Here is an 18,807-nt window from a genome sequence, read left to right as displayed (position 1 = left end):
CTCGTGCCGTGCGAGGCACAGGTCGCTTCTAACCAAAGGGGGTTAAAAACCTCGTAAACGACGGGGCAACGGTTCGTTCACAAAGGTAACTTTGCGTAACGCCGAGGGCTCCTATATCGGGACCTGCGATGAATCGGGCTGAATTTCAGTTGGGCGAAAGCCTGTCGGGCAAGCGCATCGTCGTCGCCATGTCGGGCGGGGTCGACAGCTCGGTGGTCGCCGCGCTGGCGCATGCGACGGGTGCGGAGACGATCGGGGTCACGCTCCAGCTTTACGACCACGGCGAGGCGGTGGGGCGTGCCGGCTCGTGCTGCGCCGGGCGCGACATCCGCGACGCGCGCGCGGTGTGCGACCGGCTGGGGATCGCGCATTATGTGTTCGATCATGAATCGCGCTTCCGCGAGACGGTGGTCGATCGCTTCGCCGACGAATATCTCGCCGGGCGCACCCCGATCCCGTGCGTCCAGTGCAACATGGGGCCGAAGTTCACCGATCTGTTCGCGCTGGCGCGCGATCTCGGCGCGGATTGCCTCGCCACCGGCCATTATGTCCGCCGCGTGATCGGCGTCGACGGCCCGGAGCTGCACCGCGGCGCCGATCCGGCGCGCGACCAGAGCTATTTCCTCTTCGCCACGACGACCGCGCAGCTCGATTTCCTGCGCTTCCCGCTGGGCGCCCTGCCCAAGCCGCGGGTGCGCGAGATCGCCGCCGAGCTGGGGCTGCTGGTCGCGGCCAAGCCCGACAGCCAGGACATCTGCTTCGTCCCCGATCGCGATTATGCCGGGCTGGTGCGCAAGCTCCGCCCCGAAGCCGATACCGCGGGCGAGATCGTCGACCTCGAAGGGCGTACGCTCGGCCGGCATCGCGGGATCATCCATTTCACCGTCGGCCAGCGCCGCGGGCTGGAGATCGGCGGGACGGCGGAGCCGCTCTATGTCGTGCGCGTCGATGCCGCCGAGAAGAAGGTGGTGGTCGGGCCGCGCGCCGCGCTGGCGGTGGGCGCGGCGCGGCTCGACGGGATCAACGTGCTCGGCCCGCTCGACGCGCCGCTGAGCGCCAAAGTGCGCTCGATGGCCAAGCCGGTGTCGGCGCGGCTGGTGGGCGACCGGCTGGTGTTCGACGCCCCCGAATATGGCGTCGCGCCGGGGCAGGCGGCGGTGCTCTACGACGGCGATCGCGTGCTCGGCGGCGGCTGGATCGCGGCGACCGAGGCGGCGTAGCGTCCGTATGGCATGTCCCTTCGGGATATGCCGGGCTGGTGCCGCCGAAAATGCGGCTTCGCCGCATTTTCCAAACGCTCTGCTCAATCCGCCGCCACCGGCCCATTGTTCGCGGCGGGGCGGCGGGTGAACCACACCACGACGATCAGCACCGCGGAGAGCCACGCCGACAGCCGGAACAGATCGGTCGAGGCGAGCAGATAGGCCTGCCCGACCATCTGCCGCGTCACCGCCGCCGCCGCCTGCGTCGCATCGAGCCCGAGCCGTCCGAGCCCCTCGACCGTCAGGCGATAGGGCATGCCATCCCCCACCGCGGCGGCGAGATGCGCCTGGTGGTGCGCGGCGCGGTGATCCCATGCCGTCGTGATGATCGACGCGGCAAAGGCGCCCGCGACGATCCGCGCGAAATTGGAGATGCCGGTCGCCGAGGGGATTCTCTCCGGCGGGATGCGATCGAGCGAGATCGTCACCATCGACAGGAAGAAGGTGCCCATCGACACGCCCTGCACCAGCAAGGGCAGGGTGAAATCCCAGAAGCTCGCGGTCGTCGTATAGCCCGAGCGCATCCAATAGCTCACGGCGAAGCCGACGAACGCCACGGTGGCGAGGATGCGCGCGTCGATCCGCCCGGCGAAGCGCGCCGCGAACGGGGTGATCATCACCGCCACCACCCCGCTCGGCGCGGCGACCAGCCCGGCCCAGGTCGCGGTGTAGCCGAGCTGGGTCTGTAGCCATAAAGGCAGCAGCAGCACATTGGCGAAGAACACCGCATAGCCAAGGCAGAAGGCGAGCGTGCCGATCGCGAAATTGCGGTTGGCGAACAGCGACAGATCGACCGTCGGATTGGCGTCGGTCAGCTCCCAGATCAGCCAGGCGACGAACGAGATCGCGGCGGTGATCGCAAGCACGACGATCGTCGTATCGTTGAACCAATCGGCATTCTTGCCGAGATCGAGCATCACCTGCAGCGATCCGACCCACAGGATCAGCAAGCCGAGCCCGACGGTATCGATCGGCGCCTTGAAGGTCGGCGTCTCGCGCCTGGCGAGATTGAGCCAGCAGATGCTGACGACCAGCACCCCGATCGGCACGTTGATCAGGAAGATCCAGCTCCAGTGGTAATTGTCCGAGATATAGCCGCCGAGGATCGGCCCCATGATCGGCGCGACCAAGGTGGTCATCGACCAGATGCCGAGCGCGGTGGCGCGTTTCTCGGGCGGGAAGACCGAGATCAGCAGCGCCTGGCTGCCCGGCATCATCGGCCCCGACACCGCCCCCTGCAGCACGCGGAAGACGATCAGCGAGGGAAGGCTCCACGCAATGCCGCACAGCAAGGAGGCGATCGTGAACAGCACCAGCGAGGCGCAGAAGGTGCGCACCACGCCGAAGCGCCGCATCAGCCAGCCGGTCAGCGGCACCGAAATGCCGTTGGAAACCGCGAAGGCGGTGATGATCCAGGTCGAATTGTCGCTCGACACGCCAAGGTTGCCCGCGATCGTCGGCAAAGAGACGTTGGCGATCGTGCTGTCGAGCACCATCATGAACGTCCCCATCGCCAGCGCGACGGCGACCAGCGCCAGCCGCGGGCCGTGAAGTGGCGGCGGCGCGGCGGGGGCGGGAGGAGCACTACTCATCGCGCGCCTTCCTTCGTCGCCATGCCAGCCGAACCCGCGCTCCCCTCTCCCCGTTCGGGCTGAGCTTGTCGAAGCCCTGCCTTTTCTTCCGAAGAAGTGCAGCCCTTCGACAGGCTCAGGGCGAACGGAGCCATATGCATCTGCCCCGCCTCAGCGGTTCGCCGCGATGATCTGGCGGATGCGCGCCTCGACCGCGGGATCGTTGCCGTCGACCGCGACATCGCCGCGATAGGGCACCGCCGCCCCGCGCGCGAGCCGCGCGCCCGATTTGTCGGCGGTGTCGACTGTCGCATTGACCGACAGCCCGACGCGCAGCGGATTGGCCGCCAGCTCCTTCGCATCCAGCGCGATCCGCACCGGCACGCGCTGGACGATCTTGATCCAATTGCCGCTGGCATTCTGCGGCGGGAGCAGCGCGAAGGCGTTGCCGCTCCCCGCGCCGACGCCGATCACGCGGCCGTGATAGACCGTCTTGCCGCCGTACATGTCCGACACCACCGTTGCGGGCTGGCCGATACGCAGATCGCGCAGCTGGGTCTCGCGGAAATTGGCGTCGACCCACACGCGGTTGAGCGGCACGACCGCCATCAGCGGCGTCCCCGCCTGGATCTGCTGGCCGACCTGGACGCTGCGCTGCGCCACCACGCCGTCGATCGGCGCGATGATATGCATATGTGCGCGGGTGATCGCGGCGCGGCGATAGGCGGCGATCGCCGCGAGCACCGCGGGGTTGGTGTTGACGTCGGTGCCGACCACCGCGCTCTTGGCCTGCGCCTCCTGCGCGCGGGCGAGCCCGAGAGTCGCGGTCGCGACCTTCACCGCATCGGCGGCGTGGCTCAATTCCTCGCCCGAGATCGCGCCGGCCCCGGCGGCCGACTTGCGGCGCGCGAAATCGGCCTGCGCCGCGGCGAGCTGCGCCTCGGCCTGGATCACCGCGGCGCTCCCCGCCCCGACCTTGGAGAAATCGGCGCGGGTGGCGCGCACCGCGCGCGCCAGTTCGGCCTCGGCGGCGGCGAGATTGACGTCGGCGGTCGCCGGATCGAGGTCGATCAGCGGCTGGCCGGCCTTCACCGCCTCGGTATTGTCGGCGTGGAGCGACACCACCGTCCCCGCGTCGCGCGCGGTGATCGACACCACGTCGCCTGCGACATAGGCGTCGTCGGTCTCTTCCGACGGCGGGGCGAGCAACACCCCGAAGATAAGATAGCCGAGCCCTGCGGCCACCACGACGATCGCGAGCAGCGTCAGCAGCCGCCTGCGCGCACGCGGATTGCCGCGTGCCGGCGGAGGCGGCGGCGCGGCGGGCGCGGCAGCCGCCGGCGGCGGTGCGTCGTTGGCGGAGGCGGGATTTTCTGCGTCGGTCATTGCGTGATGCCCCGGGAAGGATCGAAGCCGCCGCCCAGCGCCTGGGCGAGCTGCGCGCGCGCGGTAAGCGCGTCGATGGCAAGATTGGTTTCGGCAAGCTGCGCGTCGAGCAGCCGCACGTCGGTGTCGATCAGGTCGAGCCGCGAGGCGAGCCCGCTCGATACGCGGATATGGTTGAGCCGCGCGGTCTCGCTATAGCCGCGCACCACCTCGGCCTGCCGCGCGCGCTCGGTTTCGGCGGCGCGGATCTTGGTGATCGCATCGGCGGATTCGCGCACCGCGCCGACCACCTTCTGGTTGTAATCGGCGATCGCGAGATCGAGCCCGGCGGTGGCGCCCGCCAGATCGGCCTTGAGCCGGCCGTTGTCGAAGATCGGCAGATGGATCGCCGCGCCGCCGCCGGCGACGCTCGAATCGCCCTTGAACATATTGGCGATGCCGATCGCCTGCACCCCGGCCAGCGCGGTGAGGTTGATATCGGGGTAGAAAGCGCGCCGCGCGACGAGCTTGCCCGCCGCCGCCGCCGCGATCCGCGCCTGCGCCGCGGCGATATCGGCGCGGCGGGCGAGAAGGTCGGCGGGGATCGTCGCGGGGAGCGCCAGCGACACATCGACCGGCACCTGCGTCGCGGCGATCGTCGCGGGATAATCCGCGCCGCGCCCGGCAAGCGCGGCGAGCGCATTGACCGCCAGCGCGCGCGCCGCTTCCGCCCGCGCCAGCGCGAGTTGCGCCTGCGCGAGCAACGTCCCCGCGGCCTCGCGATCGAGCTTGCTCGCGAGGTTGCTGCGGATGCGAACGTCGGTGAGCTGGAGCGATTGCGTCCGCGCCGCGATCGTGCGCTGCGCCAGCGCCGCCTGCCGCTCGGCGCGCACCACCTCGAGATAGGTCGAGACGATCGCGCCCTCGAGCATCAGCCGCGCCGCCGCGGCATCGAGCGCTGCCGCCTCGGCCGAGGCGCGCGCGCCGGCGATCGCGGCCTTTTGCCGCCCGAACAGATCGAGGTTCCACGCCAGATTGGCGGTCGCGTCGCCGAGGAAGCGCACCGTGCCGCCATAAGGCGGCGGGATGATGTAATTGCCCGACAGGCGCTGCCCGGTGCCGTCGGCGGTGAAGGTCACATTGGGGCCGTCCGCCGCCTTGTTCGCGGCGAGCGCGGCCTGCGCCTGTCGCACCCGCGCGGCGGCGATATCGAGCGTCGGGCTCCCCGCGACCGCCTCGGCGACGATCCGGTCGAGCTGCGGGTCGCCCAACGCGTGCCACCATTGCGCATCGACCTGCGGCATCGGCGCGCCGGCCAGCCCGAGATCGGCGGGCGCCTTCTGGCTGACCGCCGGGCGCGTGTCGGCGGGCACGCAGGCGGCAAGCGCGGTGCCGGTGACGAGCGCGAGGATTGTCACAGCGCGGCGCGAAGAAGCGCCGTTCGCCCTGAGCCTGTCGAAGGGCGTCCCAACCTCTCGAACGGCAGGGCGCCCTTCGACAGGCTCAGGGCGAACGGGAAGGTTCAGCGCTTCACGAACCAAGCGTCGCATCAACCCGCCCTCTCCATCGATATCCTGAGCCGCTGGAGCGTCGCGACCAGCCCGGTCACGTCCTCGTCGCTCCAGTCGGCGAGCCAGTGATTCCACGCCGCGATCACCTTGCGCCGTCCGCGCATCGCCACGTCATAGCCTTCGGGGGTCAGCGCGAGCCGGATCACCCGGCGATCGTCCGCCGCGCGCATCCGCTCGACCCAGCCGCGCTCTTCCAGCGTGTCGATCAGCCGCGTCATCGCGCCTTTGTCGTGCGACAGGCTACGGGCGAGTTCGCCGCAGGTGTCGGCGAAATGGAAATGGAGCGAAACCATCGCCATCCATTGCGTCGCGGTGATCCCTTCACCGGCAAGCGCCTGTTCCAGCCCGGCCATGCTCATCTGGTTGATCACCCGCACGAGATAGCCCGGCGAGGAATCGGGGACGAAATTGGCCTCGGTGAACGGCTCCATATCGTTGCTTTAGCAACTATTGCCGAAGCAGGCAATATCGGTCCCTCTCCCGTCATGCCGGACTTGATCCGGCATGACGGCGGGGGAAACGGCATCACACGTGTGAACTTTGTGAACTTTGGCGGGAGGAACGGCGCGGCTTTACGCCCGGCTCGCCCCCGCCTAGCCTCGGCTCAACGACGTTCAGGAGTCTGCTTCTTGCGCTTCATGCCCCTCACCGGCGCGGCGATCGCGCTGGTTCTCGCCGCCCCGGCCTTCGCCCAGGCCGCCAAGCCCGCCCCCGTTGCCGAGCTCGTCCGCGCGATCGACATCCCCTATCAGCAGTTCAGGTTGAAGAACGGGCTGCGCGTGGTGGTCCACACCGATCGCAAGGCCCCCGTGGTCGCGGTGAGCGTGTGGTATGACGTCGGGTCGAAGCACGAGCCCAAGGGCAAGACCGGGTTCGCGCATCTGTTCGAACATCTGATGTTCAACGGCAGCGAGAATGCGCCGGGTGATTTCTTCGAGCCGCTCAAACAGGTCGGCGCGACCGATTTCAACGGCACGACCTATTTCGATCGCACCAATTATTTCGAGACGGTCCCCCGCGCCGCGCTCGACCGCGCCTTGTTCCTCGAAAGCGACCGGATGGGGTGGCTGACCGGCGCGATCACCCAGGCGACGCTCGACGAGCAGCGCGGCGTCGTCCAGAACGAGAAGCGCCAGGGCGACAACCGCCCCTATGGCCTGATCCGCTACAAATTGACCGAGGGGCTGTTCCCGCCCGACAACCCCTATGGCCATACCACGATCGGCTCGATGGCCGATCTCGATGCGGCGAGCCTTGCCGATGTGAAGGGCTGGTTCCGGGATCATTACGGCCCGAACAATGCGGTGCTGGTGCTCGCCGGCGACATCGACGTCGCCACCGCCCGGCCGTTGGTCGAGAAATATTTCGGCGCGATCCCCGCGGGCCCGAAAAGCGTGCTGCCCAAGGTCGACATCCCGACGCTCGCCGCCGCCAAGAGCGAGGTGATGAAGGATCGCGTCGCCGCGCCCTTGGTGCTCAAGGCCTGGGCGATCCCGGGGCTCAACGACGCCGATTCGGTGCCGCTCGATGTCGCGGCGTCGGTGCTCGGCGGGCTGGCGAGCTCGCGGCTCCAGAACATCCTCGTCAAGGAGGAGAAGCTCGCGGTCGAGGTCGGCGCGGATTCGGACGATTTCGCGCAGGTCGGGATGTTCACGGTCAATGCGATCGTCCGCCCCGGGGTCGATCCGGCGCTGGTGTCGAAGCGGCTCGACGAGATCGTCGCGGACCTCGCCAGGAACGGCCCGACCGCCGACGAGGTGCAGCGCGTGCTGACCACCAGCGTCTCGCAGCGCATCGGCGGGCTCGAATCGGTCGGCGGGTTCGGCGGCAAGGCGGTCGCGCTGGCGGAGGGCGAGCTCTATTCGGGCGATCCCGGCTTCTACAAGAAGCAGCTCGCCGAACTCGCCGCGCAGACCCCGCAAAGCGTCCGCGACGCGGCCCGCAAATGGCTCGGACGCCCGGCCTATACGCTCACCGTCGTCCCCGGCGAACGCGCGCCTTATGACGAGGCGAAGGTGCCCCCGCCGGTCAAGGTCGCCCCCGCCCCCGAGCTGCCGCCGAAGAATACGCGCGGCCCGATCCCCGCCGCGGGCGCGGTCGCCGATCTCAGCTTCCCCAGGGTCGAGCGCACACGGCTCGCCAACGGGATCGAGCTGATCTACGCCAACCGCACCACCGTGCCGATCACCCGTGGGGTGCTGAGCTTCGACGCAGGCACCGCCGCCGATGTCGCCGACAAGCTCGGCACGCAGGCGCTGACGCTGGCGATGATCGACGAGGGCACCGCGAAGCTCGATTCGATCAAGCTCGCCGAGGCGAAGGAGCGGCTCGGGCTCGATATCTACACCAGCTCCTCGGCGGACCGCACCACGTTGAGCTTCCGCGCCCCGAGTGCCAATCTCGATCCGGCGGTGGGGCTATGGGCCGATATCGCGCGCGCCCCCTCCTTCCCCGAAAGCGAGCTGCCGCGGGTCAAGAACCAGCTCACCGCGGCGATCGCGCAGGAGCTGACCGATCCGGGCGGGATTACCGCACGGGTGCTGCCGCCGGTGCTTTACGGCGCGGGCAATCCCTATGCCAAGGCACGCGGCAGCGGCGACGCCAAGGCGGTCGCCGGGCTGACCCGCAGCGACCTGCTCGATTTCCGCAGCGCGTGGCTGCGCCCCGACAAGGCCAAGATCTTCGTCGTCAGCGATCGCCCGCTCGCCGAGGTGAAGGGCGTGCTCGATCGCGCGTTCGGCGACTGGCGTGCAACCGGGACGGGCGGCGAGAAGCTGTTCCGCGAGGACCGCAGCCTGCCCGCGCCGCGCGTGATCCTCGTCGATCGCCCGGATTCGCCGCAGTCGCTGATCTCGGGCGGGTTGCGCACTGCGCTCAAGGGCACCGACGATCTGTTGCCGGCGATCACCGTCAACGATGCGCTGGGCGGCGATTTCCTCGGCCGGCTGAACATGGACCTGCGCGAGAGCAAGCATTGGTCCTATGGCGTCTCGGGCAATTTCACCCGCAACGCCTTCGCCGCGCCTTATGTCGTCCGCGCCCCGGTGCAGGCGGACAAGACCGGGGCGTCGATCGCCGCGCTGCGCGACCAGATCTCGGCCTTCGTCACCACCAGGCCGATGACCCAGGTGGAATTCGATCGCGCAATCGCCGGGGCGACTCGCTCGCTCGCGGGGAATTTCGAGACCTCGGCCGCGGTGCTCGCCGCGATGCAGATGAACGATCTGTTCCGCCGCCCCGACGATTATTACGCCACGATCACGCAAAAATATCGCGCGCTGACCCGCGACGAACTTAACGCTACGGCACAAAGGGTAATCGATCCGGCGCGCTTCGTCTGGGTGGTGGTGGGCGACGCCAAGACGGTGCGGCCGCAGCTTGACTCGCTCGGCCTGCCGGTCGAGGTCATCACCGCTGCGTCCATCGCGGGCGCGAACGAGGAGAGCAACAATGGCCGTTGATGGCACTTACGAGGTTACCGTGAAATCGCCGCTCGGCGACCAGAAGACGACGCTGACGATCAAGAGCGAGGGCGCGACCTTCACCGGCACCGCCGCCGGCGCGATGGGCTCCGCCGATATCGCGGGCGAGGTCGACGGCAATACGCTGACCTGGAAGCAGCAGATGACCGTGCCGATGCCGATGACGCTCGACATGAAGGCGACGATCGACGGCGACACCGTGACCGGCTCGGTCGGCGCGGGCGCGTTCGGCAGCTTCCCGATGAACGGCACGCGTACCGCCTGAGCGCGAGGCACCCGACAAACGAACGGCCGCGCCGGGATGCCGGGGCGGCCGTTTTCATTCCCGTCATCCCGGCTTGCGCGGGTGACCGGTCAATTCACCGCTTCAACCGCGTGACATGCCCCATCTTGCGCCCCGGCCGCGCCTCGCGCTTGCCGTAGAGGTGGAGATGCGCATCGGGCTCGGCGAGCACCGCCGGCCAGCGCTCCCACGCATCGCCGATCAGATTTTCCATCTCGATCGCCGGCGCGGTCAGCGCGGTGTCGCCGAGCGGCAACCCGCAGATCGCGCGGATATGGTTCTCGAATTGCGAGGTGACCGCGCCCTCGATCGTCCAATGCCCCGAATTGTGGACGCGCGGCGCCATTTCGTTGAACACCGGCCCGTCCGCGGTGGCGAAATATTCCGCGGTCAGCACGCCGACATGCCCGAGCGTCTCGGCGATCCGCCCGGTCAGCGCCGCCGCCTCGGTCCACTGCGCGGCGATCTCGGCCGGCGCGGGCAAGGTCGAGCGCGCAAGGATGCCGTCCTCATGCACGTTCCACGGCGGCGGATAGCTCACCATCGCGCCGTCGTGCCCGCGCACCAGCACGATCGAGAATTCGTGGCTGAACTCGACGAACGCCTCGAGCACCGCCGGGCCGCCGATCGCCGCCCAGGCCGCGTCGGCATCGGCCGGCGACAGGAGCCGCGCCTGTCCCTTGCCGTCATAACCCATCCGCGTCGTCTTGAGCACCGCCGGGGTGCCGATCGTGGCGATCGCGGCATCGAGGCTTTCGCGGCTGTCGACCGCCGCCCAGCGCGCCGGGCGCCCGCCGAGCTCGGCGACGAAGCTCTTCTCGGCGATGCGATCCTGCCCCGCGCTCAGCGACGCCGGGGTCGGATGCACCGGCACGCGCGCCGCAAGCCATTCGACCGGCTCGACCGCGATATTCTCGAATTCGTAGGTCACGACGTCGCATTGCGCCGCGAAATCGGCGAGCACGACATGATTGTGGTAATCGGCGCGGGTCATCGCCGAGGCGGTCTGCGCCGCGACGCTTTCGCGATCGGGCGCGAGGACATGCGTGCGATAGCCGAGCTCGGCCGCGGCCGAGGCGAGCATCCGGCCGAGCTGCCCGCCGCCGAGGATGCCGATCGTCGATCCGGGGGGCAGCAAAGTCATTGCGGCGCGTCTGCCACGCTGTCGGTCTGCGCCTGCCGCCACGCCTTGAGCCTTTCCGCCAGCGCCGGATCGGCCAGCGCGAGGATCGAGGCGGCGAACAGCCCTGCATTGGTCGCGCCGGCCTTGCCGATCGCGAGCGTGCCGACCGGCACGCCGCCGGGCATCTGGACGATCGACAGCAGGCTATCCATGCCCTTCAACGCCTTGGATTCGACCGGCACCCCGAGCACCGGCAGATGCGTCATCGACGCCGCCATGCCGGGAAGATGTGCCGCGCCGCCCGCGCCGGCGATGATCACCCGGATGCCGCGATCGGCCGCCGCGGTGGCGTAATCGTAAAGCCGCTGCGGGGTGCGATGCGCGGAAACGACGCGGGTTTCATGCGCGACGCCCAACGCGTCGAGCACGTCCGCGGCGTGCCGCATCGTCTCCCAGTCGGAGGTCGAACCCATGATGATGCCGACGTGCGCCATTGTGGGCGGTTAGCGGCCCGCACGCGGCGAGGCAATGCCTGCAATTATTTGCGGCACATCATACCTCTCCACCGTTCGCCCTGAGCTTGTCGGAGGGCGTCCTGTCGCCCGAGAGTTGGGGCCGCCCTTCGACAAGCTCAGGGCGAACGGGTCATTCTTCGCTTGGCTCGTCCTTCGCCGATACGAACGTCGGCGCGATCACCGGTGCGGAAAAGCAATTGGGGATCGAAGTGTCGAACACCCCGCCGCGCACCCGCTCGTCGCGCGCGCCCGCGCCGGTCAGCGGCACGAACATCGTCCAGCCGAGCGAGCAGCGCATTGTCTTGCCCGGCGCGGTCTTGGTCACGACGAGCAATTGCTCGCTCGCCCAGGTCGCGCCGACCTTGAGCTGGTCGAGCAGCGGCGCGGGCACCTTGTCGCTCCCCGCCGCGACGATGATCGCGTCGAACGGCGCGCGTTCGGGCCAGCCGGCATAGCCGTCGCCGGCGCGCACCTCGACATTGGCATAGCCCAGCCTGGTCAGCCGCTCGCGCGCCGCAGCGGCGAGATCGGGAACGATCTCGACCGAGGCGACGCGATCGGCGAGCCGCGCCAGCACCGCAGCCTGATAGCCCGAGCCGGTGCCGACATCGAGCACATTGGCGTGCGGCGGCAATTGCGCGGCGGCGGTCATCACCGCGACGACCGAGGGCGCGGAGATCGTCTGTCCGTCGCCGATCTCGAGCGAGCGGTCGGCGAATGCCTGTTTGCGCAGCGCCGGCGGCACGAAGGCGTCGCGCGGCACCGCCGCCATCGCGACAAGCACGCGCGCCAGCTCGGCATTGTCGGCATCGGCCGCGGCGCGATGCACCCCGGCCCTGACCGCGGCGGTCATCGCCTGCGCATCGCTTCGCTTATGCGCAGCGGCGGGCGCCGCGATCGTCGCTGCGAGGGCCGCCCACCACCACTGCCGGGCGGCCCGCGCCATGATCAACGCTCGCTGAGATAATAGCGATCGGTCGCGTTGAGCGCGTCGTCCAGCTCATAGACGATCGGCTGCCCGGTGGGGATTTCCAGCCCGGTGATTTCGTCGTCTGGAATGTTGCTGAGATGCTTGACCAAGGCGCGCAGCGAATTGCCGTGGGCGGAGATCAGCACGCGTTCGCCGCGCCTGAGCGCCGGGGCGATCCGCTCCTCCCAATAGGGCAGCACGCGCGCGATCGTATCCTTGAGGCTCTCGGTCGCGGGCACCGCGATCCCGGCGTAGCGGCGGTCACCGCTCAGATCGAACGCGCTGCCCGCTTCGAGCGGCGGCGGCGGCACGTCGAAGCTGCGGCGCCAGATATGCACCTGTTCGTCGCCATGCTTGGCCGCGGTCTCGGCCTTGTCGAGCCCGGTGAGCCCGCCATAATGCCGCTCGTTGAGGCGCCAGTTCTTCTCGGTCGGCAGCCACAGCCGCCCCATCGCCTCGAGCGCCAGATTGAGCGTCTTGATCGCGCGCGTCTGGAGCGAGGTGAAGGTCATGTCGAAATCGAGGCCCTTGGCAGCCATCAGCTCGCCCGCGGCGCGCGCCTCGGCGGCGCCCTTTTCGGTCACGTCGACATCCCACCAGCCGGTGAAGCGGTTTTCGAGGTTCCACGCCGACTGGCCGTGGCGGATCAGGACGAGGCGGGGCATTGGCACTCCTTGCGATGGATGCCGCCGGTCTGTAGCGCGTTATGAACGTCCGGCAACCTTCGAACTGTGGAGCGGCATCATCATGGCGATCGTCAGGCAGACTCTGGTTTACGACGGCCCCGGCGGCCCGTTCGAAGGCGTCATCGCCTATGAGGACGAGGTGGAGACCCCGCGCCCCGGGGTGCTCGTCGTCCCCAACGTGCTCGGCCAGAAGGAGGCCGACAATGTCCACGCCGAGAATCTCGCCAAGCTCGGCTATGTCGGCTTCGCCTGCGACGTGTTCGGCCAGGGCCGGCGCAAGACCCGCGCGTCGGACAACGTCGCCGAATATATGAACGAGCTCAACGCCGACCGCGCGCTGTTGCGCGACCGGCTCGCCGCGTCGCTCGATACGCTCAAGGGCTTCGGGCACGTCGACGCCGCCAAGACGGCGGCGGTCGGCTTCTGCTTCGGCGGCAAATGCGTGCTCGATATGGCGCGCGCCGGGCTCGATTTCCTCGGCGGGGTGAGCTTCCACGGCGTCTACGACCGGCCGGACTATGCCAATGTCGCGCCGATCGCCGCCAAATTGCTCGTCTGCCACGGCTGGGAAGACCCGATCGCCCCGCCCGACACGATGGTCGCGCTCGGCCGCGAGCTGACCGAAAGCGGCGCCGACTGGCAGATCCACGCTTATGGCAATGCCGGCCATGCCTTCACCGATATCGAGCTGAAGGGCGTCAGCACGAACCCCGGCCTCGCTTATGAGCCGCGCGCCGACCGGCGCAGCTGGAAGGCGATGCAGGATTTCCTCGCCGAATTGTTCGTCTGAACCGGCGGTAAATATCTCGGCGCAAAAGGCTGGCGGGCTGGTGACGGCCGTGTAAAGGTGGGGGGTCACGCGGGGGGCCGCGTCGCTCACAACAACGCGGGTATCCATGCAACGTTTCCTCATCGGCATCGCCGGTATCGCCGTGATCCTGTTGATCGCGCTGGCCTTGTCGACCGATCGCCGCGCGATCCGGCCACGCGTCGTCGGCGCGGCGTTCGCGCTCCAGGCGGGGATCGCGGTGCTGGTGCTCTATGTGCCCGCCGGGCGCCATATACTCGCCTTCCTGTCGGGCGGGGTGGCGAACCTCCTGTCCTATGCCAATGCCGGCACATCCTTCCTGTTCGGCAAGCTCGCCAGCGACCCGCTGGGCAAGAATTTCGCGATCCAGGCGCTGCCGGTGATCATCTTCTTCGCCGCGCTGGTCTCGATCCTTTATTATCTCGGGATCATGCAGCTCATCGTGCGCTGGATCGGCGGCGCGATCGAGAAGGTGATCGGGGTGAGCAAGGTCGAAAGCCTGTGCGCCGCGGCCAATATCTTCGTCGGCCAATCCGAATCCCCGCTGGTGATCCGCCCCTATCTCGCCGCGCTCACCCCCGCGCAGCTGTTCACCGTGATGACCAGCGGGATGGCGGGGGTCGCGGGGACGATCCTCGCGGCTTATGCCTCGATGGGGATCAAGATCGACTATCTGCTCGCCGCCTCGTTCATGGCCGCGCCGGGCGGGATCCTGATGGCCAAGATCATCATGCCCGATCGCCACGAGCCCGCCGAGGGGGAACTGCCGCTCGGCGACATGAGCGAGGAAGATCGCCAGATCGCGCTCGCCGAGGCGCGGATCAGCGGCAAGGGGCCGGCGGCGCTGCTCCCCGAGGGCACGCCCGGCGAGCCGATGCCGCAGGCGACGCATGACGAGGAAAAGCCCGCCAATATCATCATGGCCGCGGCACAGGGCGCGCAGACCGGCGTGCGGCTGGCGGTGGCGGTGGGGGCGATGGTGCTGGCGTTCGTCGCGCTCGTCGCGCTCGCCAACGGCATCCTCGGCGGCATCGGCGCGTGGTTCGGCTATCCCGAACTGAGCTTCCAGGGGCTGCTCGGCTATGTCTTCGCGCCGGTCATGTACCTCCTCAACGTGCCGTGGCACGAGGCGGGGATCGCGGGCGGATTGTTCGGGCAGAAGATCGTGCTCAACGAATTCGTCGCCTATATCTCGCTCGGCGAGCAGCAGGCGCAGTTGAGCCAGCGGACGGTGGCGATCGTCACCTTTGCGCTTTGCGGGTTCGCCAATTTCTCGTCGATCGCGATCCAGATGGCGGTGACCGGCAGCCTCGCCCCCAACCAGCGCCCGACGATCGCGCGGCTCGGCCTCCGCGCCTTGTTCGCCGGCAGCCTCGCCAACCTGATGTCGGCCGCGCTGGCGGGGTTGCTTATCGGGTAGCGGCGGGGCCCAGCGTCAGCAGCCACATGTCGGGCGGCGCGCCGAAGCGCAGCGGGACATTGCTGGTCCCGATCCCGGCGGAAACCACCACGATGCGCCCGCCGTCGCGGATCAGCCCGCAGCGGTAGCGATTGCCGTCCACCCGCGAGACGTTGATCAACGGCCCGACGATCGGCAGCACGATCTGCCCGCAATGCGTGTGCCCGGCGAGCAGCAGTGCGTGATCCGCCGGGAGGAATTGCACGAGGCTCGGCGCGTGGGTGAGATAGACCCGCGCGAGCGGGGCGCGGCGTGCGAGCCGGTCGAGCCCGACGAACACCGGGCCGAGCCGCGCCGTCCCCGCTGCGGTATCGCCCGACAGGCCGAGCCCGAGCGGCCCGGCGCGGACCGCGACATTCTCGGTCGCGTGGATTCCCGCCTTGGCCAACGCATGGCGCAGCACGTCGCCGACCTCCGCATCGTGATTGCCGAACACCACGAACGTCCCCAGCGGCGGCGCGAGGCGGCCCAGCGCCGCGGCGACCTCGCGCGCCCGCGCCGGCGCATCGTCCCGGCCGTAGCCGGCGAGCAGATCGCCGGCGATCAGCACCAGATCGGGCCGCGCCGCCGCGACTTGCGCCACCACGCGTTCGAGCCGCGCGCGATCGGTGCTCCAATTGCCGTAATGCAGGTCACTCAACAGCATGACGCGCACCGGCGCGGCGCCGCGCGGCCAATCGGGCAGCGCGATCGCGGCGGTGCGCCGCACCGGATCGGCGCGGCCATTGCGCACGCCGATCGCGATTATCGCCACGAGGGCCAGGGCCGCGATTGCGGCGATGAACACGATCGGCCGGCGCATAAATGGTGATAGTCACGGGGGGACAGGCGACGCCAGCCCCTTATGCGGCACGAATCGTCGCGCCGGGCATCGCGTCCGTCGCACGTCCCAAAGCGAAACGAATGTGGGGGCTGGCGAAGCCCTCATTATGGCGGCAAACTAGCCGTCAACTATTGCCCGCTAGACGGGAGGATATTGTGCGACCGCGCGTCGTATCGGATTCAGGGATCCGGGGAGATCGAAATTCGTCGGCGGCCAGTGGCGTTGCGGACGTTTTCAATGTTCCGCGGAAGGAAGTGGAGTTGAAGGGCGTGACGACGACGACCGCGACCGCCGAATCGCCTGTCGCCGGCAACCCGCCCGCGATCCGCCTCGACAAGGGCAAGGTCCGCGGGCTGCTCTTCCTCGGGCTGTGCCTGTGCGACATCGCCGCGATCCGCGCCGGCTTCTCGGTCGGCCGCGTGATCCGCGACTGGCGCTGGCTGGCGCCCAACGGGATCGAGCTCGGCTGGCTGATCCTGCCGCTTCACCTGCTGTTCGCCTCGCGCAACGGCGCGATCTCGCGCATCGCGCTCGAACGATTGTCCGAATCGCTGCGCCGCGCGCTGGGGGCCTTCGTCATGGCGACCAGCGCGGTCGCGCTGCTGCTGTTCTTCCAATATGCCGGGCCGCTGGTGTCGCGCGCCGCGTTCGGCGTGTCGATCGTCAGCAGCATGGCGTTCATCGCGATGGGGCGGCTGATCTTCGCGATGTGTTTCGTCAGCCCGGTGCCGGGCGGGCTGATCGGCGAATTGCTGATCATCGACGGGGTGCCGCCGCGGCCGGGCGCCTATCACGTTTTCGACGCGGAAGCCGCCGGGTTCCAGCCCGATCTCAACGATCCGCAAATGCTGGCGCGGCTCGCCGCGCTGGTCGGACCGTTCGACCGCGTCATCGTCTCCACCACCGAGGAGCGGCGCCACCAATGGGCGCTGCTGATGAAGGCCTATAGCGTCACCGCGGAGATGCTGCTGGAGGGCGAAACCCCGCTCGGCGCGATCGGCATCGGGCGTTATCACGGGCACGATACGATCGTCGTCGCGCGCGGGCCGATGTCGCTCGGCGCGCGGATCAAGAAGCGTGTGATGGATCTGACGCTGGCGGGCGGCGCGGTCCTGTTCGTCGCGCCGCTGCTGGTGCTCGTCGCGATCGCGATCAAGCTCGAAAGCCGCGGTCCGGTGCTGTTCGCCCAGACCCGCCTCGGCCGCGACAACAAGCCGTTCAAGATCCTGAAATTCCGCAGCATGAAGGCGCAGAGCAGCGATTTTTCGGGCAATCGCTCGGCGACCCGCGACGACGATCGCATCACCCGCGTCGGCCGGATCATCCGCCGCACCAGCATCGACGAGCTGCCGCAGCTGTTCAACGTGCTCAAGGGCGACATGAGCATCGTCGGCCCGCGCCCGCACGCTCTGGGCTCGCTCGCCGGCGACAAATTGTTCTGGGAAGTGACGCAGAAATACTGGCTGCGCCACACGTTGAAGCCGGGGATCACCGGGCTGGCGCAGATCCGCGGCTATCGCGGCGCGACCCACGAGCAATCGGATCTCGAAAAGCGTCTGCAGGCCGATCTCGAATATATCGACGGCTGGCGGCTGTCGCGCGACATCTCGATCATCTTCAACACGATCCGGGTGATCGTCCACCCGCAGGCTTATTGAGCGACGGGCGACCGCCTCACCCTCGGCCGGCGCGGGCGGCGGCGTTGCGACCAGACGAACTGGGTGGCGACGCCGAAGTTGAACACCGCGCTCATCAGCGCGCCGGCCACCCCCGCAAGCGCCCAATTGCCCTCATCGGCGAGCACGAGATCGGCGACCCCGATATTGGCCAGCGTGCCGATCGAGCAGACGAGACAGAAGATGAAATAGCCGATCACGAAGCGGCGACCGCGCAGCCGCTGCGAACGATAGGTGACCGAATTGTTGATGACATAGTTGAGCGTCATCGCCACCGCGGTGGCGGCGGTCTGCGCGACGAGGAAGGTGCTGCCGAACGATTTCAGCGCCTGCAGCACCGCGACATGCGCGACCAGCCCGATACCGCCGACCGCCGAGAACAGCACGAAGCGCGGCGGGATCAGCCCGCGGGTCACCTTCTCGATCAGCAGGAAGAGGAATTCGAGCATGATCATCAGATCGACCTTGCTCTCCCCCTCCACGCGGTTGCGGAAGACATAGGGGATTTCGGTGATCCGAAGCGCGTGCGGCGCGGAGCTGATGATATCGAGCAGGATCTTATAGCCCTGCTGCGACAAATCGTGGACGCTGGCGTGGAACACGTCGCGGCGGATCGCGAAGAAGCCGCTCATCGGATCGCTGATCCCGGTGCCAAGCGCGAGATTGGCGCACCAGGTGGCGAAGCTGCTCATCGCCTGCCGGTCCTTCGACCAGTCGCCCACCCCGCCGCCGTCGACATGCCGGCTGCCGACGACCAGATCGCTGTCGCCCGCGGCGATCAGCGCGAGCATCGCGGGCAGCAGCTTTTCGTCATGCTGGAGATCGGCATCGATCACCGCGATCACCGCGGCATTGGCCGCCAGCGCGCCCTCGACCACCGCGGAGGCGAGCCCGCGCCGCCCGATGCGCCGGATGCAGCGCACCGGATACCCCTCGCCCGCGATCGCGAACACTTCCTCCGCGGTCCCGTCGGGGCTGTCATCGTCGACGACGATCAGCTCCCAACGCGTCCCCCCCATCGCCGCCGCCACCGCCGCGACCAGCGGACGGATATTGGCGCGCTCGTTATAGGCGGGCGAGATGATCGAAAGCTGGGGAACGCCCGCGCTCGCGCCGGAATCGGCCCTAGGAGGGGAAACCACATCGACGGACATGCGCGGGACCTCGAAATCTGAACCGGTCGTGGGGCGGCGCGGTCCGCTCTGTGATCAGT

At 68.6% G+C, this 18,807-nt stretch carries 16 protein-coding genes; 6 read left to right on the top strand and 10 right to left on the bottom strand.

Annotation, left to right across the window (positions count from 1 at the left end; all coding sequences use genetic code 11):
• Positions 1 to 128 precede the first annotated feature (128 nt).
• A complete protein-coding gene (gene mnmA, locus NED98_RS21220; RefSeq protein ID WP_265314387.1) occupies positions 129 to 1,220 on the top strand; it encodes a tRNA 2-thiouridine(34) synthase MnmA in 1,092 nt (363 codons plus the stop codon).
• A gap of 83 nt (positions 1,221 to 1,303) precedes the next feature.
• Here the strand turns inward: mnmA and NED98_RS21215 are convergent, their stop codons facing one another.
• The 4 genes from NED98_RS21215 to NED98_RS21200 form a co-directional block, all read right to left on the bottom strand.
• A complete protein-coding gene (locus NED98_RS21215) occupies positions 1,304 to 2,854 on the bottom strand; it encodes a DHA2 family efflux MFS transporter permease subunit (RefSeq protein WP_265270102.1) in 1,551 nt (516 codons plus the stop codon).
• Between the two features lie 150 nt (positions 2,855 to 3,004).
• A complete protein-coding gene (locus NED98_RS21210; protein WP_265314386.1) occupies positions 3,005 to 4,219 on the bottom strand; it encodes an HlyD/EmrA/EmrK family protein in 1,215 nt (404 codons plus the stop codon).
• On the bottom strand, positions 4,216 to 5,616 hold the full coding sequence (locus NED98_RS21205) for an efflux transporter outer membrane subunit (RefSeq protein WP_265314384.1): 1,401 nt from the start codon (positions 5,614 to 5,616) through the stop codon (positions 4,216 to 4,218). Before NED98_RS21205 ends, NED98_RS21210 begins: the two co-directional genes overlap by 4 nt.
• Positions 5,617 to 5,747: 131 nt before the next feature.
• Positions 5,748 to 6,200 (bottom strand): MarR family winged helix-turn-helix transcriptional regulator, encoded by a 453-nt coding sequence (locus NED98_RS21200; RefSeq protein ID WP_265270108.1) that lies wholly within the window; start codon positions 6,198 to 6,200, stop codon positions 5,748 to 5,750.
• Between the two features lie 207 nt (positions 6,201 to 6,407).
• Here NED98_RS21200 and NED98_RS21195 point away from each other — a divergent pair, with 207 nt between their 5' ends.
• Together NED98_RS21195 and NED98_RS21190 are read left to right on the top strand one after the other, a co-directional pair.
• The gene (locus NED98_RS21195) at positions 6,408 to 9,230 is read left to right on the top strand and encodes a M16 family metallopeptidase (protein WP_265314398.1); all 2,823 of its coding nucleotides are present in this window, start codon (positions 6,408 to 6,410) and stop codon (positions 9,228 to 9,230) included.
• The gene (locus NED98_RS21190; protein ID WP_179513283.1) at positions 9,220 to 9,516 is read left to right on the top strand and encodes a polymer-forming cytoskeletal protein; all 297 of its coding nucleotides are present in this window, start codon (positions 9,220 to 9,222) and stop codon (positions 9,514 to 9,516) included. The genes NED98_RS21195 and NED98_RS21190 overlap by 11 nt, the downstream gene beginning before the upstream one ends.
• Before the next feature lie 94 nt (positions 9,517 to 9,610).
• On the opposite strand, the gene NED98_RS21185 is transcribed toward NED98_RS21190, so the two are convergent.
• The 4 genes from NED98_RS21185 to gpmA form a co-directional block, all read right to left on the bottom strand.
• Complete coding sequence (locus NED98_RS21185; RefSeq protein ID WP_265314383.1) at positions 9,611 to 10,678, bottom strand: 5-(carboxyamino)imidazole ribonucleotide synthase; 1,068 nt, start codon at positions 10,676 to 10,678, stop codon at positions 9,611 to 9,613.
• The gene (purE, locus tag NED98_RS21180) at positions 10,675 to 11,151 is read right to left on the bottom strand and encodes a 5-(carboxyamino)imidazole ribonucleotide mutase (RefSeq protein ID WP_265270112.1); all 477 of its coding nucleotides are present in this window, start codon (positions 11,149 to 11,151) and stop codon (positions 10,675 to 10,677) included. Before purE ends, NED98_RS21185 begins: the two co-directional genes overlap by 4 nt.
• Before the next feature lie 151 nt (positions 11,152 to 11,302).
• On the bottom strand, positions 11,303 to 12,118 hold the full coding sequence (locus NED98_RS21175) for a protein-L-isoaspartate(D-aspartate) O-methyltransferase (RefSeq protein WP_265314382.1): 816 nt from the start codon (positions 12,116 to 12,118) through the stop codon (positions 11,303 to 11,305).
• A gap of 2 nt (positions 12,119 to 12,120) precedes the next feature.
• Positions 12,121 to 12,807 (bottom strand): 2,3-diphosphoglycerate-dependent phosphoglycerate mutase, encoded by a 687-nt coding sequence (gene gpmA / locus NED98_RS21170; RefSeq protein WP_265270114.1) that lies wholly within the window; start codon positions 12,805 to 12,807, stop codon positions 12,121 to 12,123.
• Positions 12,808 to 12,889: 82 nt separating this feature from the next.
• Here gpmA and NED98_RS21165 point away from each other — a divergent pair, with 82 nt between their 5' ends.
• Positions 12,890 to 13,618: a dienelactone hydrolase family protein gene (locus NED98_RS21165; protein WP_265314380.1), complete on the top strand. Its 729-nt coding sequence runs from the start codon at positions 12,890 to 12,892 to the stop codon at positions 13,616 to 13,618.
• Positions 13,619 to 13,724: 106 nt separating this feature from the next.
• Positions 13,725 to 15,056, top strand: coding sequence for a NupC/NupG family nucleoside CNT transporter (locus tag NED98_RS21160; protein WP_265314379.1), 1,332 nt, complete (start codon positions 13,725 to 13,727; stop codon positions 15,054 to 15,056).
• On the opposite strand, the gene NED98_RS21155 is transcribed toward NED98_RS21160, so the two are convergent.
• On the bottom strand, positions 15,046 to 15,897 hold the full coding sequence (locus NED98_RS21155) for a metallophosphoesterase (protein WP_265314378.1): 852 nt from the start codon (positions 15,895 to 15,897) through the stop codon (positions 15,046 to 15,048). The genes NED98_RS21160 and NED98_RS21155 overlap by 11 nt on opposite strands.
• A 290-nt stretch (positions 15,898 to 16,187) precedes the next feature.
• On the opposite strand from NED98_RS21155, the gene NED98_RS23325 reads away from it, so the two are divergent.
• A complete protein-coding gene (locus tag NED98_RS23325) occupies positions 16,188 to 17,576 on the top strand; it encodes a sugar transferase (RefSeq protein ID WP_349293072.1) in 1,389 nt (462 codons plus the stop codon).
• On the opposite strand, the gene NED98_RS21145 is transcribed toward NED98_RS23325, so the two are convergent.
• Positions 17,570 to 18,748 (bottom strand): glycosyltransferase, encoded by a 1,179-nt coding sequence (locus NED98_RS21145; protein WP_265314377.1) that lies wholly within the window; start codon positions 18,746 to 18,748, stop codon positions 17,570 to 17,572. The two genes, NED98_RS23325 and NED98_RS21145, sit on opposite strands and share 7 nt — an antisense overlap.
• Between the last annotated feature and the right edge of the window lie 59 nt (positions 18,749 to 18,807).

It is taken from the genome of Sphingomonas lycopersici, assembly GCF_026130605.1.
Classification (GTDB): domain Bacteria; phylum Pseudomonadota; class Alphaproteobacteria; order Sphingomonadales; family Sphingomonadaceae; genus Sphingomonas; species Sphingomonas lycopersici.
Note: the sequence above shows the minus strand (reverse complement) of the source record. Positions and strands in the feature narration are given on the sequence as shown.

Excerpts from the sequence above, each read along its gene's own strand:
- mnmA (WP_265314387.1), top strand. The coding sequence starts at position 129 with ATGAATCGGGCTGAATTTCAGTTGGGCGAAAGCCTGTCGGGCAAGCGC.
- NED98_RS21215 (WP_265270102.1), bottom strand. The coding sequence starts at position 2,854 with ATGAGTAGTGCTCCTCCCGCCCCCGCCGCGCCGCCGCCACTTCACGGC.
- NED98_RS21210 (WP_265314386.1), bottom strand. The coding sequence starts at position 4,219 with ATGACCGACGCAGAAAATCCCGCCTCCGCCAACGACGCACCGCCGCCG.
- NED98_RS21200 (WP_265270108.1), bottom strand. The coding sequence starts at position 6,200 with ATGGAGCCGTTCACCGAGGCCAATTTCGTCCCCGATTCCTCGCCGGGC.
- NED98_RS21195 (WP_265314398.1), top strand. The coding sequence starts at position 6,408 with ATGCCCCTCACCGGCGCGGCGATCGCGCTGGTTCTCGCCGCCCCGGCC.
- NED98_RS21190 (WP_179513283.1), top strand. The coding sequence starts at position 9,220 with ATGGCCGTTGATGGCACTTACGAGGTTACCGTGAAATCGCCGCTCGGC.
- NED98_RS21185 (WP_265314383.1), bottom strand. The coding sequence starts at position 10,678 with ATGACTTTGCTGCCCCCCGGATCGACGATCGGCATCCTCGGCGGCGGG.
- purE (WP_265270112.1), bottom strand. The coding sequence starts at position 11,151 with ATGGCGCACGTCGGCATCATCATGGGTTCGACCTCCGACTGGGAGACG.
- NED98_RS21175 (WP_265314382.1), bottom strand. The coding sequence starts at position 12,118 with ATGGCGCGGGCCGCCCGGCAGTGGTGGTGGGCGGCCCTCGCAGCGACG.
- gpmA (WP_265270114.1), bottom strand. The coding sequence starts at position 12,807 with ATGCCCCGCCTCGTCCTGATCCGCCACGGCCAGTCGGCGTGGAACCTC.
- NED98_RS21165 (WP_265314380.1), top strand. The coding sequence starts at position 12,890 with ATGGCGATCGTCAGGCAGACTCTGGTTTACGACGGCCCCGGCGGCCCG.
- NED98_RS21160 (WP_265314379.1), top strand. The coding sequence starts at position 13,725 with ATGCAACGTTTCCTCATCGGCATCGCCGGTATCGCCGTGATCCTGTTG.
- NED98_RS21155 (WP_265314378.1), bottom strand. The coding sequence starts at position 15,897 with ATGCGCCGGCCGATCGTGTTCATCGCCGCAATCGCGGCCCTGGCCCTC.
- NED98_RS21145 (WP_265314377.1), bottom strand. The coding sequence starts at position 18,748 with ATGTCCGTCGATGTGGTTTCCCCTCCTAGGGCCGATTCCGGCGCGAGC.